Below are 19900 nucleotides of genomic sequence, written 5' to 3' on the forward strand. Positions count from 1 at the left end.
GGATGAACGGGTTATTAAGGAGTGGTCTTGATGGGAACATATCGGAGGAAGACGCCGGAGGAACTGCTGCTCTCTATTTATGAGCTGCATCGTGGACGTCTGAAGATCTATATAGGTCCGGTCAGTGGATCAGGCAAGACCTATCAGATGCTGCGTGAGGGTCAGGCGCTGAAAGCACAGGGCATCGATGTTGTAATCTGTGCGGTTTCAACCAACCAAAGTCCAGAAACAAGGGATCAGCTGGGTGACTTGGAACGGATTCCAAGTATTCATTGGTTTCAGAAGGAGATCGAGAAGAAGGATCTGGACGTGGAGGCCATTGTGGCGCGTAATCCAGAGGTTGTACTGACCGATGGATTGGCTCATCATAATCGCGAGGGTGCGGAGAGATCAACTAGGCTGGAGGATATCAAATATTTATTGGGCTGTGGAATTAGTGTCATCACAACTGTAAACGTATACGAGCTGGAAGGCGCAGCAGATCTTGCTCGGAAGTGGACGGGGATTGAGGTGGAATATTCCTTGCCCGCGGAAGTGCTCACCCTTGCAGATGATATCGTTCTAATTGATGTGACTCCGGAAAAGATACTTCAACGTTTGTCCGAAGGACATTTGGGCAAGAAGCAGCGGACTTCGCTTTTTAACAAAGGGAATCTAAGCAAGCTGCGGGAGCTGGCGCTGAGAATGGTTGCGGAGGATGTTAATGGTTCGCTGGAGAAGCATCGGGAGGAGCAAGGATTGCTGGGGGCTTCGGGGATTGCCGAAAAAGTGTTGGTGTCTGCACAGTATTATTGGAATGGCTCGATTCATATCCGCCGTGGGCAGCAAATCGCTAAACGGTTAAACGGAGATCTGGCGGTGGTATCCTTCTGGAAGCAGGGCCTGACGCCCTCTAAGGAAGCAGCAACCTTCAAGCGATCCCTATGGAAGCTGACTGAGAAGATTGGGGCCTCGATGGAGGAGATTTCTTTTCGCTCGAAGAGGGAGATTCCGGGACTTCTAGTGAAATACGCTATCCAGCATAATATTACCCGTATCGTTATGGGTCACTCTAAGCAAACGGCGTGGCAGGAGCTGTGGAAGGGTTCGATTGCTAACTCATTGTTAAAGCAAATCCGCGGAGTAGATGTGTTTTTCGTGGCTGATCGTGCTGAGCGTGAGGGAGAACGTGTTCTTCCTACCCGGCAGAGCCGAAATGAGCGGAAAGCTGATGCTTATCACAGATTAAGCACTCAGGAAGTAAAGGATAAAATCGATGCGATTCGTGGGGGCACATTTAAAGTGTACATTGGTGCTGCTCCCGGGGTGGGCAAGACTTATAAGATGCTGCGAGAAGGAAATGATCTCTTAAAGAGAGGGATCGATGTTGTTATTGGACTACTAGAAACGCATGGACGTAAAGAAACGCTTGAACAGATCGGTGAGCTGGAGATCCTTCCGCGACTGAGCATTGACTATCGGGGGACTGTCCTTGAGGAAATGGATACGGCAGCTATTATTAAGCGTAATCCGGAGGTCGTACTGGTAGATGAACTGGCACATACCAATATGCCGGGCAGCAAGCATAAGAAGCGGTATATGGATGTTATGGAGTTATTGGATGCGGGGATCTCTGTAATCTCCACAGTGAATGTTCAGCATTTAGAAAGCTTGAATGATGCGGTAGAACAAATTACCGGAGTTAGAGTTAGAGAGACTTTCCCAGACAGCATTCTGCAACGGGCCGACGAAGTTGAACTTATCGATGTATCCCCCAAAACACTGCAAGAGCGGATGAAGGATGGAAAAATATATGCGATGACCAAAGTGGATCAGGCGCTGGGTGCTTTTTTCAAAATCGGCAATCTAATCGCCCTCCGTGAACTGGCGCTGCGGGAAATTGCTGATGATGTGGATGAACGTCTGGAGGCCTGGGAACGTGTCGGGTCGCTGCGGGGACCTTGGCGGCGGCAGGAAGTGATCTATGTGTGCATCACCTTAGGAGATCATGCGGAACGTCTGATTCGGCGCGGTTTTCGGATTGCCTATCGTCTAAAAGCTTGCTGGTATGTTACGTACGTACAGGAATATAAGCAGAGCGGGCCTTCTTACGATAAACGAATTAATGATTTGAAAGAATTGACGGAACGACTGGGTGGAACGTTTAAGATGATTCCTAACGTGCTCCCGGCACGAGTGTCTTCCTTGCTGCTTGAAAGGTCTCAAGCCTTACAGAGCACACAGATTATTATCGGCCAGTCCCAACGCTCATGGGTGCGCAAATGGCTACGCGGGGATGTCACTAAACAGATTTTGCGTTCGGCCAGAAATGTAGATGTACTGGTCGTGGCAAATCTTATGCGTGAGGAACCCTAAGCTTTAGAACAATGAAAAAAAGGGATTCCTTGCCGAGTGGCTGCTGGAATCCCCTTTTTTGTAAGCATATATCAAGTGCTAAATGATTAAACGGATGAATTACTGAGCAGCTTCGAGAAGTGCTTTCAGCTCGGGGAGATTGAATCCTTTGGTGGCGTGATCCCCTGCTACAGTAACAGGAACACCCATGAAACCAAGCTTTTCGACTTCCTCTTGATAGACTGTGCTAGTCATAACATCTCTTACTTCAAAAGGGATACCTTGCTCCGTAAGATATTGTTTGACCAGATTACAGTCGCTGCAGCCTGCTGTTGAATAAACAATCACTTGCTGGCTCATTGGTTCACAGCCTCTTTGATAGCATCTCTTGTGATCTTCCAGTGGGAAGTGTTCCAGCGAACCTCATTATCCTCAAGCAGGAAGAGCTGTGGAGATTCATGCTTAATCCCGAAATCCTCGGCAATTTGATTGGAAACTGGACGATCCTCGATGACTAGAACTACTGCTGCTGCAGTATCCGCATCCTTTAGATAAGCCTGGAATTCTTCATTAGCTTTAGCGCTAATCGGGCAGGTAGTGCTGTGTTTGAACAGCAGCTTCTTGCCAGGTTTAGCCACATACTGCTCAAGATCTTCCAATGTATGAAGTTGTTGAATAGACATAGATATCACCCTCCTGGGATCGTTATTTTACTAACCATTGTGTTGTTAACAACCTGTAATCATGATTGTAACATATATTAAATTTAAAACAAAAAGGATTCTGGAGCAGCTAATCCAAGGATGACCAAACCCTCATTTTAGCGCGTTGAAAAAAAGGGGATGGCATGCTAAGGTGAAAGGAAGACAACTTGCTTCAATAATTCTTACTAGGTAGGAGTGTTGATAAGAATGAACAGAGTCGCATGTGTGACTGGAGCTGATCGGGGTCTTGGATTGTCTCTTGTACACTCTCTTTTAGAGAAACAGTTCTCAGTATTTGCTGGACAATACATGAGAGACGCAGATAAATTGAAAGCGCTTAAAGAGGAGTATCCGGAACAGTTGGAACTTATTCCACTCGATATTGGTAGTAAGGATAGTGTAAAGCAGGCAGCAAGGGCTATCGCCAGCAGAACGGGGCATGTTGATATTCTTATTAATAATGCCGGAATTATTCATTTCGCAGATGATGCTACGATGCTGGTGGATATGGATGATGACGGCATGGCAGAGATTTATAATGTGAATACGCTAGGCGCGTTGAGAGTCAGCAATGCACTTATGGGACTTTTATTGCAAAGTAAGGATAAATTGATTGTTAATATTTCTTCGGAAGCGGGCAGCATTGGCAGAAATAAACGTATTAATATGTACGGCTACTGCATGTCTAAGGCGGCTCTCAATATGCAATCCTCCCTGATGCACAATCATCTAAAGACGCTTGGGGGTCAAGTGATGGTGTTTCACCCCGGCTGGATGAAGACTTATATGCATGGCGAAAAAAATGAGCAAGCGGATATTTCACCTGATGTGTCCGCAGACCAGATTATAAGTCAGGTTATGGAGTATAAAAAGCATCTAGGGGATGAGCCGGCCTATCTTGATGTGGATGGAAATACATGGCCTTGGTAGATGGTCTTCCCGTAATCAAAAAAGTACACGAAGAAAGGCGATGATAGGATGTCTACACTAAAAGCACTGGCACTCGGAAGTTATTCGGAGGTTAAATATCACCCATTTGCGGGAGTAGACCGGGAGATTGAGCGGATCCTTGCCAATGACCTGCAGGTATTCTCCTCGGAGGATTATGGGCTGCTTAATAAAGAAACATTATCTGATTACAAGCTGGTGATCTCTTATACCGAATTCTCCGATGATAAAATACCGGCGGAACAAAGCAGCGCATTGCTCTCCTATGTGGCTAACGGTGGCGGATTACTAGTGGTACATAACGGAATCTCCTTACAGCGTAATCAGGAGCTAGGCGCTATGCTGGGAGCGCATTTCACTCATCATCCAGAATTCACTTCGCTCCAGATGTCCATACCGGCACGGGAGCATCCCATTATGCAGGGGATCGAAGAATTTGTGATCGATGATGAGCCTTATTATTTTGAGCAGCATCCCTATTTCGAAACAACTGTGCTTATGGAATATCCTCATGATGGGGCAATGAGGCAGGCGGCTTGGTGCCATGAATTTGGTCTAGGCCGGGTTGTTTATTTAATGCCTGGTCATCATTTGCCGTCATTTTCCGTAGAGCCCTTTCGCCAGATGATTCTTAGAGGTGGACTTTGGGCGGCAGGATTATTATAGGATATAAGCGGATATACCTGTTGTAACATAAAACACGAGTCCAACTGCAGGTTAGCCGCGGTTGGATTTTTTTTGTTGACTCTAACATTGGTGTCAGGGTTTATACTGGGGTAGAACAATTCTCATGAACCCCGGGGAGAATGCTATGAAAATAGGTGAGCTTGCTAAACTGACGGGCGTAAGCGTCCGTTCACTTCGTTACTATGAGAGTCAAGGATTAATCTCGCCGATCCGTCAGGCCAACGGATATCGGGAGTATTCTTCACTTGCTGTAGAGACGGTAGAAACGATTAAACTATATTTGAACCTGGGTCTGTCGACAGAGCAGATCGCGGGCTTTCTACATTGTGTCTTGAAGAACAAAGAAGCTTTCTGCGCAGAAGTGATGCCACTATACCGCAGTAAATTGGAAGATATTGAACGTCAGCTTGTAGAGCTGAATCAGATCAAGAGGAATTTGGAAGAACGAATGGCATCTATTCTGCAGGAGCAGGATGAGAGCAAGTTGGGAACGTGTCCACTGGAGAACTTGGAATAGTACTGCTGGTGTTGAAAAATATGAGGAGGAATGGCAAATGTCTATTATAAATGCCGATAGTGCGGATTGGGTGCGGTCAGAAATACGTGGTGGAGGAACGGTACTGGTGGATTATGGTGCGCCATGGTGCCCCCCTTGTAAGGTGCTGCTGCCTGTTCTGGAAGATCTTCACCAGGAATATGGAGACGATGTTTCTATTGTTAAGGTGAATTGTGATGAACTGCCGGATTTGGCTGGAGAAGCGGGTGTTATGGGGATGCCTACAGTCATTGTATATAAAGAGGGGCAGCCCGTGGAAAAGCTGGTCGGTCTGCGTCCGAAAGCAGCCTACCAAGGCATACTGAACAAGGTTCTTCAAGCATAAGGCGATAATTTTAAAGATGAAATTAGGGAGACTCCATATTGTGGGGTCTTTTTTGCGTGCATGATTTACCCATCTTCGGTAAAAAATACGAACACAGTTATAAAGGAGGTGATGAGGGTGTGGAATATTATTCTAGAGATAATTCCTAAATGGAGTGTGATTTTCCAAGCTATTATGATCTTTTTCGTTCCGTTTATTCTAATCCGGATGATGAGTTGGGCTAATGTAAAGGAAGATACGATAAGTACTAGAGCAAAAAAAGCTGCCGGCAGCATAGGTGGTGGGGTTCCTTACGGAGAAGCATCTCTAGGTTCTAGCAATACGAAAAAGGTTACTAAGGCGGACGATTCCGTTGGAATCAGTGAAGAATCTCCTACAGGAGCAAGCTATAGCGGTCAATTTAGGGAGGATTTGCAAAGATTTAAAGAGATGAGCACAGATATGCATGATGTGAGTTTTCGGGAGTTGCGTATCGGAGGTATAAAGCTGCAAGCGGCCCTTATATTTGTAGATGGACTGACAGATAAAGATAAAATGGATCGCAATATTCTGAAGCCTTTAATGGATGCCTATAAGGTTTTTAAGGATCCCCATACGATACCGGAAGCAAAGGATCTAAAAGATATTCTCATTCATGAGATCGTGCTTATTTCGGAAGTTGAGTTTACGGATAATGTGAAGCTCTCCCTTCAAAAGGTATTGTTCGGCTCTGTAGTGCTGTTAGTAGAAGGGATACCGGAGGCTATTGTGCTCAGCACCCCGAAGGGGAACACAAGAGGGATAGAGGAGCCTGAATCAGAAGCTGTCTTGCGGGGATCTCGAAGCGGGTTTAATGAGACGTTAAGTGATAACACGGCATTACTGCGCCGACATGGGCAGAGCACAGAGCTAGCCATGATTTCTTTTACTGTAGGAAAGAGGATGAAGAAGGATCTGGTTCTAACTTATATCAAAGATATCGCGAATGATGAACTTGTCGAAGAAGTTAAACGAAGAATTAGGACGATTGATATAGATGATGTGCAAGAATCTGGTTATGTGGAGCAATTAATCGAAGATAATAGCTTCACTCCATTCCAGCAGATTCAGAATACGGAAAGACCTGACCGCGTAATGGCAGCGTTATTGGAAGGGAGAGTAGCTATCCTGCTGGATGGCACACCCTTTGCCTTGATCATGCCCGTGTCCTTCGGGATGCTGTTGCAATCCCCAGAGGATTATTACGATCGGTGGATGGTGGGGTCGTTGGTGCGCTTACTGCGTTTTCTCGCCGCATTGATATCAATGTTTGCACCGGCACTATATATTTCCTTCCTCTCCTTTCAGCCGGGATTGATTCCGACAAAGTTGGCCATTTCAATCATCAGCTCCCGCCAAGGTGTACCTTTTTCGGTATTAATCGAAGCTTTGATTATGGAGACCTCAATCGAAATATTACGGGAGGCTGGACTCCGGCTACCTAAACCTATCGGTCCCGCGATGGGGATTGTTGGCGGTCTAATCATCGGCCAAGCCGCAGTAGAAGCGGGAATTGTGAGTCCAATTCTAGTCATCGTTGTTTCAGTTACAGCAATCTCCTCCTTCACCATCCCTATGTATAGTGCGGGAATGACGCTGCGTATGCTCCGTTTTATAGCGATGTTTTCTGCAGCAGTCTTTGGATTATATGGAGTTGTGTTATTTTTCCTTTTCCTGAGTGCCCATTTAATCAAGCTAAAAAGCTTCGGCATGCCTTATCTTGGCATGTTTATACCGTATAAGATTAAGGATTGGAAAGATTTTATATTCCGTATGCCACTGCAATTTCTAACAGGCCGCCCTACGCTGTTGAAGCCGAAGGACCCCCGACGCAAAGGGTGAGAGATCGAAGTAAAGGAGGAAGCGAATATGAGTACCGAGGTGAAGGACCGAATTACTGCTGTTCAAGCGACGATCATACTAGCCAATTATACTATTGCGGCAGGGATACTTACACTTCCTCGGACGATTGTAGAGGCTAGTGAAACTCCAGACGTGTGGATCTCCGTTTTTTTAGGGGGAGTAATTACCTTTTTAACAGGTTTAATTATAGTGAAACTTAGCCAACGGTTTCCAGGTCAAACTATTTTTCAATTTAGCGGGAAAATCATTGGCAAACCACTTGGAGTGATGCTCTCTATATTAGTGATTGTTTATTTTCTGTGTATAGCCAGTTTTGAAGCACGTTCCGTACAGGAAGTGACCTCTTTTTTTCTGTTGGAGGGAACCCCTCCTTGGGCTATTGTTGCTGTGTTTATTTGGATAGCCTTCTATTTATGCAGAGGAGGACTTAATGCTATCACTAGCATGTGTAGGTTGATTGTTCCGATTACTTGGACAGTTTTTGTTGGAGTATGCTTGCTTAGTATTGAAGTTTTCGATATCGATAATTTGCGGCCTTTCCTTGGAGATGGTTTAGGACCGGTATGGAAGGGCATCAGGCCAACCATTCTGACTTTTACTGCTGGTGAAGCGATGCTGTTCGTTGTTGCTTTTATGGATAAGCCACAAAAAGCAGTAAAGGTAATTATTGCTGGATCATGTATATCAACGTTCTTTTATCTTTTAGCTGTTGTAATGACTATTGGTGCGTTTTCTATAGATGGAGTGGTCACAAGAACTTGGCCATTTCTTGATCTAGTGAGAAGCTTTGAGGTGAATTATCTTATTTTTGAGAGGTTTGAATCGCTGCTACTGGTAATTTGGATTATGCAAATTTTCTGCACCTTCTGCATCACTATTTATGCTGCTGCTTTGGGAGTTTCTCAAATATTTCATAAACGATTTAATAGCTGCTTATTGGCTATACTTCCAGTAGCCTATGTAGTTTCCAGAATGCCACCAAATGTGAATGCTCTATTTGCATTAGGAACAGTCGTAGGTAATTGGATGATCGTTTTATTTGGATTAATTCCATTGCCGCTGTTGATCATCGCACATTTCCGGAGGGCGGCTTCATGAAAAAATGGAGAGTGTCGATTACATTTCTTATATTATGTACTTTGTTGACTGGCTGCTGGAGCAGCACACCTGTTGAGGAGTTAAGTATGGAGATTGGTGTTGCCCTGGACAGTGCGGAGGAGACAGGGGATGAGGAGGCAACACAGCAAGGAGGTGGGGGAAATCCCATGCTTGCCCAAATAATGAGTACCTATCAGTTTACGATTCCTCAAGGCTCAGGAGGGTCAGGTATGAAGTCTGGGGCTTCCCCATCCTCAACCAGAAATTACTATAACATGAGTGAAGTAAGTGATTCGATGTTTGAAGCATTACGGGCACTTTCACTGCGTACTAGACGTACTCCAATCGGACATCACCTTAAGGTCATTGTGATCGGTGAGAAGCTTGCACGCTCTACCAAGTTTTCTGAGTTAATTGATTTCTTTAGCAGGGATAACGATATCCGTCCCAGTGTTCTACTATATGTCAGCAAGGGAAAAGCCAGAGATGTATTGGAAAATGCGCTGCCGGGCCAAACCCCGTCATTTGTATTAGAGGGGATTTTTGTGAATAGAAGTCGGAGCACGAGGATATGGGAGCCGGTTTCAATAGCTAAAGTGGCGGGTCCTTTGCATGGTAAAAGAAGTTTCATGTTGCAGAATGTAATTTCTTTAGAAAAAGAGAAGGAGACAAAGCTGGATGGAGCAGGCGTAATTAAAGGGAAAACGGGAAAGCTCGTTGGTTTTTTAGATGCATCGGAGCTGGAAGGTATGGTTTGGCTGACTGGAAAGGGAGAGGGGGGTGCTCTCAAAGCATACGACCCGTCTAACAATAAGCTCATTACCTATGAAATCAAATCTCTGGGTAGTAAGTATAAAGCTAATGTGAAGGATGGGAAGATCTCTTTTCATGTGAAAATAGAATCTACGGGGAGATATGGTGAGGCTTTTGCCAAGAGTGCAAAGAAGTTACATGACGGCATTGTAAAGGAGGATAAAGCAGTGCTAGAGAAGCATGTCTTAGACATGCTTCAGGTCACTGTGAAAAAAATGCAGAAGGAGCTGCATACAGAGGTTGCAGGTTTCGGCAACGCTTTGCGTATTCAACATCCAGCCGTATGGCGGAGCGTAGAGGATAACTGGGATGAAACCTTTAGTGAGATTCCGATTACCTATGAAGTGAAACTAAATATTGAAGAGTATGGTGCATCAGATACATCGGCTGAATAGAAAGGACCATTTGCAATTTACTTCGTTTGTGTCTGGATAGGAATGACATCATTATGATGCAGTGCATCGAGCACTTCATCCTTTAATTGCGACGTGAAGGCATTCCATGCTTTTTTACCGATGTCCAGCTCTTCACGTCCAATAGCATTCAGTGTTTCCAGCCATAGACGTTTGTCGTTAATCAGCCCAAGTTGATCTTGAATCTCCTTATAGATCTCCTCATGCGCATGAAATTTCTGATTTAACGCAAAATCGGCCGCACTCGCGGTATAACGAAGTTCCTTAGCAGCGATTCTTAGCTGGTGCAAAGCGTCGAAGGCTTCTTTAGATTCGGCATTGTCTTCATGGAAAATAGCTTTACAGGTTTTTTTCTTCTGCTCATAAGCGATCTCAAGCTCACGCATAACAACGTTAACATTCTTTTTGGCGGCTAGGGCTTCAAGCTGCTCGCTTAGGAAGGTCTTCCACTTTTCCTCGAGGTCTTCATTGATTAGTTCAGGCAGCTCCTTAGCGAGCTTCTTGCGGTAAGTTTTGCGCTTGTCCTTTTGGTAAGCAATCACTGCCTTTAACAGGTCTGCAGTTTTGGAATCTCCGTTCTCCTTCGCTTGCTTGCGCTTGTTCTTGAAAGATTCTATTAGAACATCTGCATCTCTCACTTTACCTAATCTCTTTTGCGCTTTTTTGAAAATAGGGTACAGGCCTGAAGTGTGCCGCGGATCAAGAATGGATAATAGACTTAGCAGCTTACGGCAGTTCACTCTTGCCTGGTGGATATCTTCATCCGCGAATTTATTTAATGCGTCATGGCTGTAATCCCAAAAGTTGATATAAAGGTGGTTAAGGGCTTGTTCCCATTGCTTTGTTTTGGTTAGCTGTCGTTCTTTGGTCAGCTTGTCTCCTGTCATGCAGCATCACTCCTTAACGTTTGGGATAGCATGAATTTAGGTCTTCCCCTATTATGCTCTGGGGCAAGTCCATTTACTATAAGAATAGCGTTATCATAACCTCATTTCAATTCTCTACTCACAGCATGGAGACAGATCGGTTACAATATTACTATCATTATTTATACGGATAGGCTTGGATCTTTAGCTGGTAGAGAATAGCAGGTCTCGTGGCTCATATTCGGGAAAGAGGGGCTTTGGTGGATACTCGTGAGTATGATTCAATATTTAGTAAACTTCCTTCAGAAATGGGGCTCTTTCAACATCTGAGTGCAAGGGATGAGAGCAAAGGTATAGAAGTAGATAGTTTAGAGGATATGCTGGTCCCATTCGCTTTTGAGGAAACCTTATGCCGGGATGTTGGAGCGGGACTTATACCTCCTAGCTTACATCTGTGGAGTCATTCTGGTGGTGTGGCACTTGGACTTCGGGACAGTAAGCTACCGTGTGCAGCTCAGGCGATGCTTACGCTTGAGGCGCAAGGGATTAGAACAGCGGTTAGGCATTCCGGCGGGGCTGCGGTGCCTCTGGATGCAGGGATCATTAATGTTTCTCTAGTTCTGCCCAAAGGACGTGGAAAGCTGGACTTTCATGATGACTTTAAGCTCTTGGCTGCTTTGATCACGGAAGCGGTTGCTATAAGTCATCCACAGGCTGCGGCGCAAATTGAGGCTGGTGAGATTGTTGGTTCTTACTGCCCTGGTGATTTCGATCTGGCCATTGGTGGCCGGAAGTTTTGTGGTATTGCTCAGCGTAGGCAGAACAATGCTTATTTTGTACATGCATTTGTTGTAGTTTCTGGCTCGGGACAAGAACGCGGTGAACAAATCCGCGATTTCTATGCGCGAGCCTCCGGAGGAGACTCCTCATTAGCTTATCCACGGGTTCGTCCAGAGACGATTGCTGGACTGGGTGAACTCGGTGGACCTGAAGTGGCGAAAGTGTTTGTGGAGGGGATTATTCAGGCTTTAATTCGTCGTGGGGTCTCTCTTAGAGCATCCCGCATTTTGCAGCAAGAGACAGGATACAGCTTGGACTATGATGATCCACGTGTGCTCGATGCAACGCGGGTGCTGCGCGAGCGGTATTCCTAAGGGCTGAGCATGGGTTGGAGTCTGTTAAAAAAGGACGTAACGGAAAGCTGGATAATGCCAGCCTACGTAACGTCTTTTTTAATATTCAACAATGACGCTCTTTTAATTATACAACTCAGGACGTCTGTCCGAAAAAATCGGAATTTGTTTCCTAATCTCACGCACCTGATGTAAATCGATCTCTCCGGTTAGAATTTCTTCCTCTTCAGAAGCCTCACACACAATATCTCCCCAAGGATCAATAATCATTGAATGCCCAGCAAAGATATTGGCAGGATCGCTGCCTGCACGGTTGCAGGCTACAACAAAACATTGGTTCTCGATGGCCCGGCTGATCAACAGCGCCCGCCAGTGGGACAATCTGGGCAGTGGCCATTCAGCGCAGACGAACAGGATTTCCGCCCCTTGTGCGGTATGGGCGCGAACCCATTCCGGAAACCGGATATCATAACAGATTAGCCCTGCACATAAAGTATCGTCTAATGTAAATAGTCCTTTGGCTTCTCCCGGCTGCAGATACAAATGTTCATCCATCAGCTGGAACAAATGCAGCTTGCTGTATTGTCCGACGAGCTCACCTGATCGATTAAATACATACATACGATTAGTTACACCAGTATCATTTCGGCTAGCGACAGAACCAGCGATGATATTGATGCTATATTGTTTAGCTAAGCTGGAGATGAATTCCTTGGTAATTTCTCCTTCCGGATCGCCAATATCTTCTAAGCGAGTTAGATCATAACCAGTGGTCCATAGCTCAGGGAGAATCAGACAATCGGGGGCAGCGACAGCGGCTTCTTTTATTTTCTGGGCAACAGCAGCATAATTCATAGCGGGATTGCCAAATGCTATATCCAGCTGAATCAGGGATATTCTCATAGGTATCCTCCTCTTTTGTTCAAGCGTATAGCACCGGATGAGGATAAGCAATGTTGATTTTTTAAAAATGATTTGATATATTAGTTGACGGGTCAATAATTATGCGTTAGTATAATTTCATACAAAACAATTGCATGCAATTGAATATAGAAAGGAGGTATATTTTGACGGAGTACTGTCCTGAGGAAGAACATATATTTGAACTGCTGCAGGCCTTAAACAAAGGAATCTCTCCAAAATTCGAACGTTGTGCAGGGATCAGTCCCACACGGCTTCGCCTCCTGCATGAACTGTTTCGGGTAGATGAAGTCAGCCAAATCAGTCTGCAAAAGGAAATGGATATTGATGCGGCAGCCGTCACACGTCATCTGAAGGGATTGGAAGAGAGTGGCATGATCGCTCGCCGCAATAACCCAGCCGATAACAGGGTCACATTGGTCTCATTAACCGATCAAGGTCGGGAAAGAATGGTTAAATATAGCGAAGAGAAAAGGCGGTTTATCGCTACTCTGCTAACAGGTTTTAACGATCAGGAGCGAGCAGTGCTCATTGATATGCTCAATCGTCTGCAATCTAATATCATTCTGTTGTAACTTACAAAACACACTCAAAGGAGAATTAATCATATGAACGCTACACAAACAAATGATTTTCAAGAAATTATTACAGGACGCCGCTCTATCCGCAAATATGATCCATCCGTTAAAATCAGCAAAGAAGAAATGACACAGATCCTTACCGAAGCTACACTTGCTCCATCTTCAGTGAACATGCAGCCTTGGCGTTTTCTGGTCATTGAAAGTGACGAAGCTAAAGCTACTTTAGCGCCTCTCGCTCGTTTTAATAACGTACAAGTAGAGACTTCTGCGGCTATGATTGCCATCTTTGGTGATTTGAACAACTTCGATTACGCTGAAGAAATTTACGGTACTGCTGTTGAACGTGGACTTATGCCTGCTGAAGTAAAAGAAAATCAATTAACCAGATTATCCGCTCATTTTGCTAACCTGCCACGGGAAATTAATAGAGACACCGTGCTTATCGATGGCGCACTTGTTGCTATGCAGCTGATGCTGGTTGCTCGTGCACATGGTTACGATACAAACCCAATTGGTGGATTTGAAAAAGACCAAATCGCTGAAGCGTTTGGAATGGAAAAAGATCGTTATGTTCCTGTAATGCTGCTCTCCATTGGTAAAGCTGTTGATGCAGGTTACCCCTCTGTTCGTCTGCCTATCGATAAAGTTGCTGAGTGGAAATAATTGTTAAAGTTAGTAAGCCAACACGCTACCATAAACACTAATCTTAGGAGGAATATACAATGATCATTATTCATGCTGTACTTAAAGTTAATCCAGAGCGTCGTGAACAGTTTTTGACGGAGTCTAAAGCATTACTGGCTGCTACTCATGCTGAAGAGGGTAACCTTTCTTATGAGCTATATGAGAATGCTGGAGAAGCCAACTCATTTATTATGATTGAGCAATGGCGTGATGCTGAAGCAGTATCCAGCCACAATACGAGCGCTCATTTCACTGCTTTCTCAGCTAAAGCTGGCGAATTCTTGGCTGCTCCTCTAGATGTTAAAGTATTTAGCGCAGAACAGGTAAAATAAGCTGTCTCCATTCTTAGCGAATTCTATTTAAACCTAAACAGGGATGATCCATAGCCATAAAGGCTGTGGGGCATCCCTATTTTGCATTTCACCCCGTTTATAAAAAGGAGATCTAGGGTATCTATCCTTACCTTGATTCAAAGGCATGCAATATAAACGATGGGGGACTTTACATATGAAGACACAGAGAAATATGATTGATTTCTTGAATTATTATCTATCCGGCGGATCGCTTGCCCGTATTATGGGTGTAGCAGGAGAAGAGGTGGAGCGTAAGCTTGAGGGGATAGACCTAGAGGCTGCCAGAGCCTATCGTCAGACGCTTGGCGGAGTCATTACGACAAGTCAGCAGCTATTCCAGCTTCCTGGATTTAGCCCAAGCTTACTGGAACAACTTACTGAAGTATTGGGCAGACTAGACTCAGGCAAGCTAAAGGTTCTGGCTCCGCAGACTACGTGGAATAATCAAGTAACACCTTACGTGAATGGTCCGGAGTGTCTAGGAATGATATTAGAGGAGATCAGAAAAGCGCAGCATTATATCCACCTGTCTGTCATGCTTTTTTTTAATGATCGCTCGGGCAATCTGGTTGCAGATGAACTGTTTTATGCTCTTAAGCGTGGCGTTAAGGTAAGGGTTATGGTCAATTACACATTGACGGCATTGGGGTACGGAAATAATCTGGAGTACGGCCAGTTCTCCAAGATTGCTGATCAGCTCGAGAATGCAGGCGCCAAGCTGTTGAATACCTTCAATTCGTATTATTCAGCTATTGAATGGCGGGTGAAACGAAAGGCGCTGGAGCAAGAGGGAGTGCCGGAAAGTATCCTGTTTCTGCAGGATAAAGTGCAAGAGGATGTTGAGGTCACAGGACTGAATGTCATCGATCATCGGAAGTTTATGGTCATAGATGGGGTAACCTCGATTATAGGCAGTGTAAATATTGGTGACCAATATACGTATGAGACCCCAGTGCAGGCATCCTCTGCAATGAGTATAGATGGACATCCACAGGGGATTCCTAGTAAAGAGGCTGAGTGGCATGATGGCTGCTTCCGGATTCGCGGCGCTGCAGCGCAGCCTTTGAATGCGATGTTCTATTCTCGCTGGCTGCTTCTAGGCGGAGATCATTTTGATGTGAATGATGTCTTTTATTATCCTGATGTGGATTATCATTTTGGTGAGGAAGAATGTACGCTGTTAGCAAGCTTTCCAGGTAACCCGGTTAACCTGATACAACAATATTATCTGGATTTAATTACTTACGCGGCTGAAGAGACTATCATCGTGAATCCTTATTTGATTGATCAGGATTTTTGGGATCGGCTCGGGCTGCTTGGTCCGGAATGCTCGTGTAATTTGAACATTTGTAACCCGCTGGAGGTTAATGATCATCCTACAAATCGCGCGGCGGTAAGAGGCAATATGTATATGCCGTTTATTAACGGTGTTTCCTTCTATGACTACAGTGCCACCGGTCGATTTTCCCATTGGAAAATTACCTATGATCATAGATCACAAGCCGTTTTTCATGGTTCATATAATATCAATGAAAGAAGTGCCTGCCACGATTTTGAGCTGGGAATGCTGGTAAAAGGGGAGGCCTTTGCAGAGCAGATAAAGTCTATGATCGATTATGACCTGAGTGTCTCGCGGAAGATTACCAGTAAAAGTGAGTTCTTTAAGCATCCTTGGCTACATCCTAGTACTTATCTGAATAAGGCAACCCAGAATTATACTTGATAAATTGGGCTAATTCTCATGATATAATGATCGTTATAAATCATTAGGGTGGAGTATGGGCTATGCAAATCAAAATTACAAAAAGTGGTTTGAAAAAGGACGAGGTATTTTTTCTCACAGAATTTGGGGAGGGCCGGGGAATCTGGTGTGGTGCTCCTGTGAATCCAGGGGCAGAAATGGATGTGGAATTCGAGCTTTCGGAGCTGCTTATGAGGTGGGTGGATATCCATCCTGTGCCTGCAGGTGAGTTCAACATCAGGCTCGAACAGGATAGGGTTATTTTTACGGGCGTGTTGGAGAATATTGAAGAAGATGGCACAGGATTTTTACGAATAGGTGAAGGGTTAGTGATGTTCGAGTGTCTCGGTGAACCTATGGCACTGGGTGTGTTCGTAGAATTGCAGGTCCGTGATGTGCGAATCTATCCCTTCAGTATTTGACGCTTCTTAGGGACTAAGATAACATACAAAGATAACATTAGATTCAGAAAGTTAAGCATGAGGAGTAGAAAGCTATGAACACCGAAATTCAGCAATTTAAGACCGAATTCTTCAAGGCGCTGGCTCATCCGATGCGTATTCGTATTCTGGAGCTGCTTAGCGAAGGTGAGAAGAATGTGAATGAACTGCAGGCTATTCTCGGCTCGGAAGGTTCTGCTGTATCCCAGCAGCTAGCTGTTTTACGCGCCAAAAATGTAGTAACCAGTGTGAAAGAAGGCACCACAGTCATTTATGCCTTGCGTGATCCTCTGATCAAGGACCTTCTGGTTGTGGCCAAACAAATATTTGATAACCATCTCGTGAATACCATTTCATTACTGGAAGGCATGCGCGGCGAGTGAAAATGGAATAGATTAACGTTATTTTGGCGTTGACAACAGTCGCGTCCTAGAGTAATGTTCTTCTTATATTCAAATAATCAGATATTTAAAGAAAAGAAGGTTTGAACATGACAGGGCGGGGTCGTTATAAAGGCTACAACATGAACGCTTTTCGCAAGGATTTGATATCAGGGACAATCGTCGGGGTTATTGCCATTCCTTTAGGGATGGCATTTGCTATTGCTTCTGGTGTAAAGCCGGAATATGGCATTTATACGACAATCGTTGCCGGTATATGTATTTCATTGTTCGGGGGATCGAAATTTCAGATTGGTGGACCGACAGGTGCATTTATTCCTATCTTGTTTGCCATTGGGATGCAGTATGGTTATGAGAACCTGCTGTTAGCGGGGATGATGGCGGGGGTTATTTTAGTCCTCATGGGATTGTTAAGGCTGGGTGTACTGATTAAATTTATTCCGAAGCCGGTCACGATTGGTTTCACAGCCGGAATAGCGGTTATTATCTTCACCGGACAGATTGCTAACTTCCTTGGGTTAAGGGATATTGAACGACACGAGAGCTTTGTAGATAACATGAAAGAAATTGGACTTCATCTATCGACGATCAATGGATATAGTATCCTGACCGCCGCGATTTGTCTGGCCGTTGTTATCCTAGCGATTCGCTTCGCTCCGAAGGTGCCGGGTTCATTGGTCGGTCTTCTTTGTGCGACTGTCATAGCAGCGTTATTTTTTAGCGGTAAGGTGACTACGATTGGTTTGGCCTATGGGAATATCCCTAATACACTGCCAAGCTTCCGTTTTCCGACCATTACCTGGGAGCGGATTACACTGCTGATTCGTCCGGCCTTTATCATCGCGATGTTGGGTGCTATTGAATCCTTATTGTCAGCTGTCGTAGCTGATGGGATGACGGGCAGCCGCCATAACAGCAACCGTGAACTGATTGGTCAGGGAATCGCCAATATTGCAGCTCCATTGTTTGGAGGAATTCCAGCCACAGGTGCCATTGCCAGAACCGCCACAAATATCAAAAGCGGCGCAGTTTCTCCGATCTCAGGGATCGTTCATGGGGTAGTGGTATTCCTAATTCTTCTGTTGTTTGCACCCTATGCTTCTAGTATTCCGTTGGCAGCGATGGCTCCTATCTTGATGGTAGTAGCTTGGAATATGAGTGAGCGTAAACAATTTCTTCATTTGCTTAAAATCAAAACAGGTGATTCTTTGGTATTATTCATCACCTTCTTGTTGACGATATTTGCAGATTTAACGCTGGCCGTAGAGGTGGGATTGATTCTTGCGGTGATTTTGTTTGTGAAACGGATGGGAGAGGTTCATCTGGTATCCAAAGTATTGCCTGATCCTAATTCCGTCAAGGTAGGAGCACATATGGTAACGGAGAGTCATGATTGCCCGCAGATTGGGATTTATACCGTGGAAGGGCCGCTGTTTTTTGGCGCTGCGTATAGATTTGATGACACCATGCCGGGTTATGGCTCCGATCAGCCGAAAATTATATTAATGCGGATGGGAAAAGTGCCATTCATGGATACTACGGGCGAATCCAATCTGGCGGAGCTGGTGCGGCATCTCCATGCTGTTGGAGGGAAACTGATGATCTCCGGTGTTCAGCCGCAGCCGCTTGAGCTACTTAAGAGAACCGGGCTATATGACAAAATAGGAGAGGCACAGTTCTATCATCATACCGGTGAAGCGATCAATGAAGCTCTTAGCAGTATTAATCACAATAAATGTATCGGATGCAGTCATGCGGCGTTTAGGGAGTGTACGGCATTATCCTGTCAGGAGGATGCAGGTGGACTACGAGGTCTGACAGGACGCAAGAAGCCAGCATTGCCTCTGAACTAATCAGCGGTACTTGAGCTTAATAAATAAAGTCGGCCTGGGCGCTATTCTTGCGTCTGGGCTTTTGTATTAAAATTGGACTTCGGAATTCTGAATTTGTACAATTAGGTATAAGTTTAATGTAATCAATATCGATAAGGAGAATATAAGCTCATGAAGGAATTGAATTATCCGAAGGTGTTTATGCTCTTGGCGGGATTGTCTGTCGCTACATTGGCGGTATATCGTGTAGTGTCACTTCAGACGGATTCGTTTTACGGTTTTTTAATTTGGAATTTGTTCTTAGCATGGATTCCGTTTTTATTCTCCATGGCTGCTTATGAGCTAGACAAAAGGAAGATAGGCGGTCTATTACTTCTTCCTTTGGGTGTCGCGTGGCTGCTGTTCTTTCCCAACGCGCCTTATCTCATGACTGACCTGGTGCATTTAACGGTAAGAAAAAGTAGATATATCGTGGAGGGAGCCATTCAGAATCGCTACTGGTATGACTTGGTCACTCTTTTATTGTTCACCTGGAGTGGATGGTTGACCGGTTTTTTCTCATTGTATCAGTTCCAGACGGTCATTTATCGTAAAAGCAACCTGCTGTGGTCATGGGTATTCGTGCTTGCGGCATGTATGCTCGGGGGATATGGTGTACTGCTTGGCCGAGTCTACAGACTCAATAGCTGGGACGTCCTGACGGACAGGCATCAGTTGTATCAACTTGTTCTGGATAGCCTGAATCTCCAGTCCGTATTTTTCAGCTTGTTCATTGCCTTTGTCCTGCTGGTCATTTACGCGACGATGTATTGTCTACTCAATGCTCTTGGCACAGGAGAAAGACGAAGAGTTACCAGAGGGTACTAATCGGCACACTCCGGCTCAAACTGGAATTGCTTCAGATCTACCACACCTTTTCCATTAAAACTAACTCCCTCTCCCTGTAGATAGAGCCTCTGGAGGGAGTTAGACTCATCCTCAGTTAGTGCGATCATTCCCTTAGCATTAATGACCCGATGCCAGGGCAGCTTATATTTTTTGCTCATGGAATGAAGGATGCGAACGACCTGCCTCGCTCCTCTTGGGCTGCCTGCCGCGCGGGCAACTCCTCCGTAAGTCATCACTTTACCTTCTGGTATAGACTGTATGATATGAATAACTCTCTCAGTAAATGGTGTCATAGTAAGCT

General features: G+C 45.0%; 22 protein-coding genes. 17 read left to right on the forward strand and 5 right to left on the reverse strand.

The window, feature by feature from the left end:
* Positions 1-30 precede the first annotated feature (30 nt).
* On the forward strand, positions 31-2355 hold the full coding sequence (locus tag MHB56_RS17160) for a histidine kinase (protein WP_076220122.1): 2325 nt from the start codon (positions 31-33) through the stop codon (positions 2353-2355).
* 99 nt (positions 2356-2454) lie between these two features.
* Here MHB56_RS17160 and MHB56_RS17165 read toward each other — a convergent pair whose 3' ends face one another.
* Complete coding sequence (locus MHB56_RS17165) at positions 2455-2694, reverse strand: glutaredoxin family protein (RefSeq protein WP_076124465.1); 240 nt, start codon at positions 2692-2694, stop codon at positions 2455-2457.
* A complete protein-coding gene (gene ytxJ, locus MHB56_RS17170) occupies positions 2691-3017 on the reverse strand; it encodes a bacillithiol system redox-active protein YtxJ (RefSeq protein WP_042123836.1) in 327 nt (108 codons plus the stop codon). The genes MHB56_RS17165 and ytxJ overlap by 4 nt, the downstream gene beginning before the upstream one ends.
* A 228-nt stretch (positions 3018-3245) precedes the next feature.
* On the opposite strand from ytxJ, the gene MHB56_RS17175 reads away from it, so the two are divergent.
* The 7 genes from MHB56_RS17175 (at position 3246) to MHB56_RS17205 (ending at position 9741) form a co-directional block, all read left to right on the forward strand.
* A complete protein-coding gene (locus MHB56_RS17175) occupies positions 3246-3968 on the forward strand; it encodes an SDR family NAD(P)-dependent oxidoreductase (RefSeq protein ID WP_341143786.1) in 723 nt (240 codons plus the stop codon).
* Between the two features lie 48 nt (positions 3969-4016).
* The gene (locus tag MHB56_RS17180; RefSeq protein WP_248549076.1) at positions 4017-4652 is read left to right on the forward strand and encodes a ThuA domain-containing protein; all 636 of its coding nucleotides are present in this window, start codon (positions 4017-4019) and stop codon (positions 4650-4652) included.
* Between the two features lie 145 nt (positions 4653-4797).
* On the forward strand, positions 4798-5190 hold the full coding sequence (locus MHB56_RS17185; protein ID WP_076185170.1) for a MerR family transcriptional regulator: 393 nt from the start codon (positions 4798-4800) through the stop codon (positions 5188-5190).
* 37 nt (positions 5191-5227) lie between these two features.
* Positions 5228-5554 carry a thioredoxin family protein gene (locus tag MHB56_RS17190; protein ID WP_076124458.1) on the forward strand — a complete coding sequence of 109 codons (327 nt, stop codon included), beginning with the start codon at positions 5228-5230 and terminating at the stop codon, positions 5552-5554.
* Between the two features lie 111 nt (positions 5555-5665).
* Positions 5666-7414, forward strand: coding sequence for a spore germination protein (locus tag MHB56_RS17195; RefSeq protein WP_143763881.1), 1749 nt, complete (start codon positions 5666-5668; stop codon positions 7412-7414).
* 27 nt (positions 7415-7441) lie between these two features.
* Complete coding sequence (locus MHB56_RS17200; RefSeq protein ID WP_076179795.1) at positions 7442-8533, forward strand: GerAB/ArcD/ProY family transporter; 1092 nt, start codon at positions 7442-7444, stop codon at positions 8531-8533.
* The gene (locus tag MHB56_RS17205) at positions 8530-9741 is read left to right on the forward strand and encodes a Ger(x)C family spore germination protein (protein ID WP_341143787.1); all 1212 of its coding nucleotides are present in this window, start codon (positions 8530-8532) and stop codon (positions 9739-9741) included. The genes MHB56_RS17200 and MHB56_RS17205 overlap by 4 nt, the downstream gene beginning before the upstream one ends.
* A 17-nt stretch (positions 9742-9758) precedes the next feature.
* On the opposite strand, the gene MHB56_RS17210 is transcribed toward MHB56_RS17205, so the two are convergent.
* Positions 9759-10646, reverse strand: coding sequence for a CHAD domain-containing protein (locus MHB56_RS17210; protein WP_076124450.1), 888 nt, complete (start codon positions 10644-10646; stop codon positions 9759-9761).
* Between the two features lie 239 nt (positions 10647-10885).
* Here MHB56_RS17210 and MHB56_RS17215 point away from each other — a divergent pair, with 239 nt between their 5' ends.
* Positions 10886-11779: a lipoate--protein ligase family protein gene (locus MHB56_RS17215; protein ID WP_341143788.1), complete on the forward strand. Its 894-nt coding sequence runs from the start codon at positions 10886-10888 to the stop codon at positions 11777-11779.
* A gap of 102 nt (positions 11780-11881) precedes the next feature.
* Here the strand turns inward: MHB56_RS17215 and MHB56_RS17220 are convergent, their stop codons facing one another.
* On the reverse strand, positions 11882-12667 hold the full coding sequence (locus tag MHB56_RS17220) for a carbon-nitrogen family hydrolase (protein WP_341144379.1): 786 nt from the start codon (positions 12665-12667) through the stop codon (positions 11882-11884).
* Between the two features lie 158 nt (positions 12668-12825).
* Here MHB56_RS17220 and MHB56_RS17225 point away from each other — a divergent pair, with 158 nt between their 5' ends.
* The 8 genes from MHB56_RS17225 to MHB56_RS17260 all read left to right on the forward strand — a co-directional run bounded on the left by MHB56_RS17225 (position 12826) and on the right by MHB56_RS17260 (position 19578).
* A complete protein-coding gene (locus MHB56_RS17225; RefSeq protein WP_076304354.1) occupies positions 12826-13254 on the forward strand; it encodes a MarR family winged helix-turn-helix transcriptional regulator in 429 nt (142 codons plus the stop codon).
* Between the two features lie 33 nt (positions 13255-13287).
* Positions 13288-13923 carry a nitroreductase family protein gene (locus MHB56_RS17230; protein WP_076101373.1) on the forward strand — a complete coding sequence of 212 codons (636 nt, stop codon included), beginning with the start codon at positions 13288-13290 and terminating at the stop codon, positions 13921-13923.
* A gap of 59 nt (positions 13924-13982) precedes the next feature.
* Positions 13983-14276, forward strand: a complete 294-nt coding sequence (locus MHB56_RS17235; RefSeq protein WP_036676736.1) for a putative quinol monooxygenase — start codon at positions 13983-13985, stop codon at positions 14274-14276.
* Positions 14277-14451: 175 nt separating this feature from the next.
* Complete coding sequence (locus MHB56_RS17240; RefSeq protein ID WP_339281626.1) at positions 14452-16020, forward strand: phospholipase D-like domain-containing protein; 1569 nt, start codon at positions 14452-14454, stop codon at positions 16018-16020.
* 62 nt (positions 16021-16082) lie between these two features.
* Complete coding sequence (locus MHB56_RS17245; RefSeq protein ID WP_076185165.1) at positions 16083-16460, forward strand: hypothetical protein; 378 nt, start codon at positions 16083-16085, stop codon at positions 16458-16460.
* Between the two features lie 74 nt (positions 16461-16534).
* Positions 16535-16861 carry an ArsR/SmtB family transcription factor gene (locus MHB56_RS17250; protein ID WP_036676741.1) on the forward strand — a complete coding sequence of 109 codons (327 nt, stop codon included), beginning with the start codon at positions 16535-16537 and terminating at the stop codon, positions 16859-16861.
* A gap of 107 nt (positions 16862-16968) precedes the next feature.
* Positions 16969-18732 carry a SulP family inorganic anion transporter gene (locus MHB56_RS17255; RefSeq protein WP_076185164.1) on the forward strand — a complete coding sequence of 588 codons (1764 nt, stop codon included), beginning with the start codon at positions 16969-16971 and terminating at the stop codon, positions 18730-18732.
* Positions 18733-18882: 150 nt separating this feature from the next.
* Entirely contained in the window at positions 18883-19578 is a 696-nt protein-coding gene (locus MHB56_RS17260; protein WP_038568569.1) for a DUF1361 domain-containing protein, read from the forward strand.
* On the opposite strand, the gene MHB56_RS17265 is transcribed toward MHB56_RS17260, so the two are convergent.
* Positions 19575-19892 (reverse strand): MGMT family protein, encoded by a 318-nt coding sequence (locus MHB56_RS17265; protein ID WP_341143789.1) that lies wholly within the window; start codon positions 19890-19892, stop codon positions 19575-19577. The genes MHB56_RS17260 and MHB56_RS17265 overlap by 4 nt on opposite strands.
* Positions 19893-19900 lie beyond the last annotated feature (8 nt).

The organism is Paenibacillus sp. FSL H8-0315 (assembly GCF_038005365.1).
Classification (GTDB): domain Bacteria; phylum Bacillota; class Bacilli; order Paenibacillales; family Paenibacillaceae; genus Paenibacillus_AQ; species Paenibacillus_AQ odorifer.

What these genes read in the sequence shown, in the direction of transcription:
- MHB56_RS17160 (WP_076220122.1), top strand. Translation starts at nt 31, where the DNA reads ATGGGAACATATCGGAGGAAGACGCCGGAGGAACTGCTGCTCTCTATT.
- MHB56_RS17195 (WP_143763881.1), top strand. Translation starts at nt 5,666, where the DNA reads ATGAGGGTGTGGAATATTATTCTAGAGATAATTCCTAAATGGAGTGTG.
- MHB56_RS17180 (WP_248549076.1), top strand. Translation starts at nt 4,017, where the DNA reads ATGTCTACACTAAAAGCACTGGCACTCGGAAGTTATTCGGAGGTTAAA.
- MHB56_RS17185 (WP_076185170.1), top strand. Translation starts at nt 4,798, where the DNA reads ATGAAAATAGGTGAGCTTGCTAAACTGACGGGCGTAAGCGTCCGTTCA.
- MHB56_RS17235 (WP_036676736.1), top strand. Translation starts at nt 13,983, where the DNA reads ATGATCATTATTCATGCTGTACTTAAAGTTAATCCAGAGCGTCGTGAA.
- MHB56_RS17205 (WP_341143787.1), top strand. Translation starts at nt 8,530, where the DNA reads ATGAAAAAATGGAGAGTGTCGATTACATTTCTTATATTATGTACTTTG.
- MHB56_RS17245 (WP_076185165.1), top strand. Translation starts at nt 16,083, where the DNA reads ATGCAAATCAAAATTACAAAAAGTGGTTTGAAAAAGGACGAGGTATTT.
- MHB56_RS17265 (WP_341143789.1), bottom strand. Translation starts at nt 19,892, where the DNA reads ATGACACCATTTACTGAGAGAGTTATTCATATCATACAGTCTATACCA.
- MHB56_RS17255 (WP_076185164.1), top strand. Translation starts at nt 16,969, where the DNA reads ATGACAGGGCGGGGTCGTTATAAAGGCTACAACATGAACGCTTTTCGC.
- MHB56_RS17260 (WP_038568569.1), top strand. Translation starts at nt 18,883, where the DNA reads ATGAAGGAATTGAATTATCCGAAGGTGTTTATGCTCTTGGCGGGATTG.
- MHB56_RS17200 (WP_076179795.1), top strand. Translation starts at nt 7,442, where the DNA reads ATGAGTACCGAGGTGAAGGACCGAATTACTGCTGTTCAAGCGACGATC.
- MHB56_RS17190 (WP_076124458.1), top strand. Translation starts at nt 5,228, where the DNA reads ATGTCTATTATAAATGCCGATAGTGCGGATTGGGTGCGGTCAGAAATA.
- MHB56_RS17165 (WP_076124465.1), bottom strand. Translation starts at nt 2,694, where the DNA reads ATGAGCCAGCAAGTGATTGTTTATTCAACAGCAGGCTGCAGCGACTGT.
- ytxJ (WP_042123836.1), bottom strand. Translation starts at nt 3,017, where the DNA reads ATGTCTATTCAACAACTTCATACATTGGAAGATCTTGAGCAGTATGTG.
- MHB56_RS17230 (WP_076101373.1), top strand. Translation starts at nt 13,288, where the DNA reads ATGAACGCTACACAAACAAATGATTTTCAAGAAATTATTACAGGACGC.
- MHB56_RS17175 (WP_341143786.1), top strand. Translation starts at nt 3,246, where the DNA reads ATGAACAGAGTCGCATGTGTGACTGGAGCTGATCGGGGTCTTGGATTG.
- MHB56_RS17240 (WP_339281626.1), top strand. Translation starts at nt 14,452, where the DNA reads ATGAAGACACAGAGAAATATGATTGATTTCTTGAATTATTATCTATCC.
- MHB56_RS17250 (WP_036676741.1), top strand. Translation starts at nt 16,535, where the DNA reads ATGAACACCGAAATTCAGCAATTTAAGACCGAATTCTTCAAGGCGCTG.
- MHB56_RS17210 (WP_076124450.1), bottom strand. Translation starts at nt 10,646, where the DNA reads ATGACAGGAGACAAGCTGACCAAAGAACGACAGCTAACCAAAACAAAG.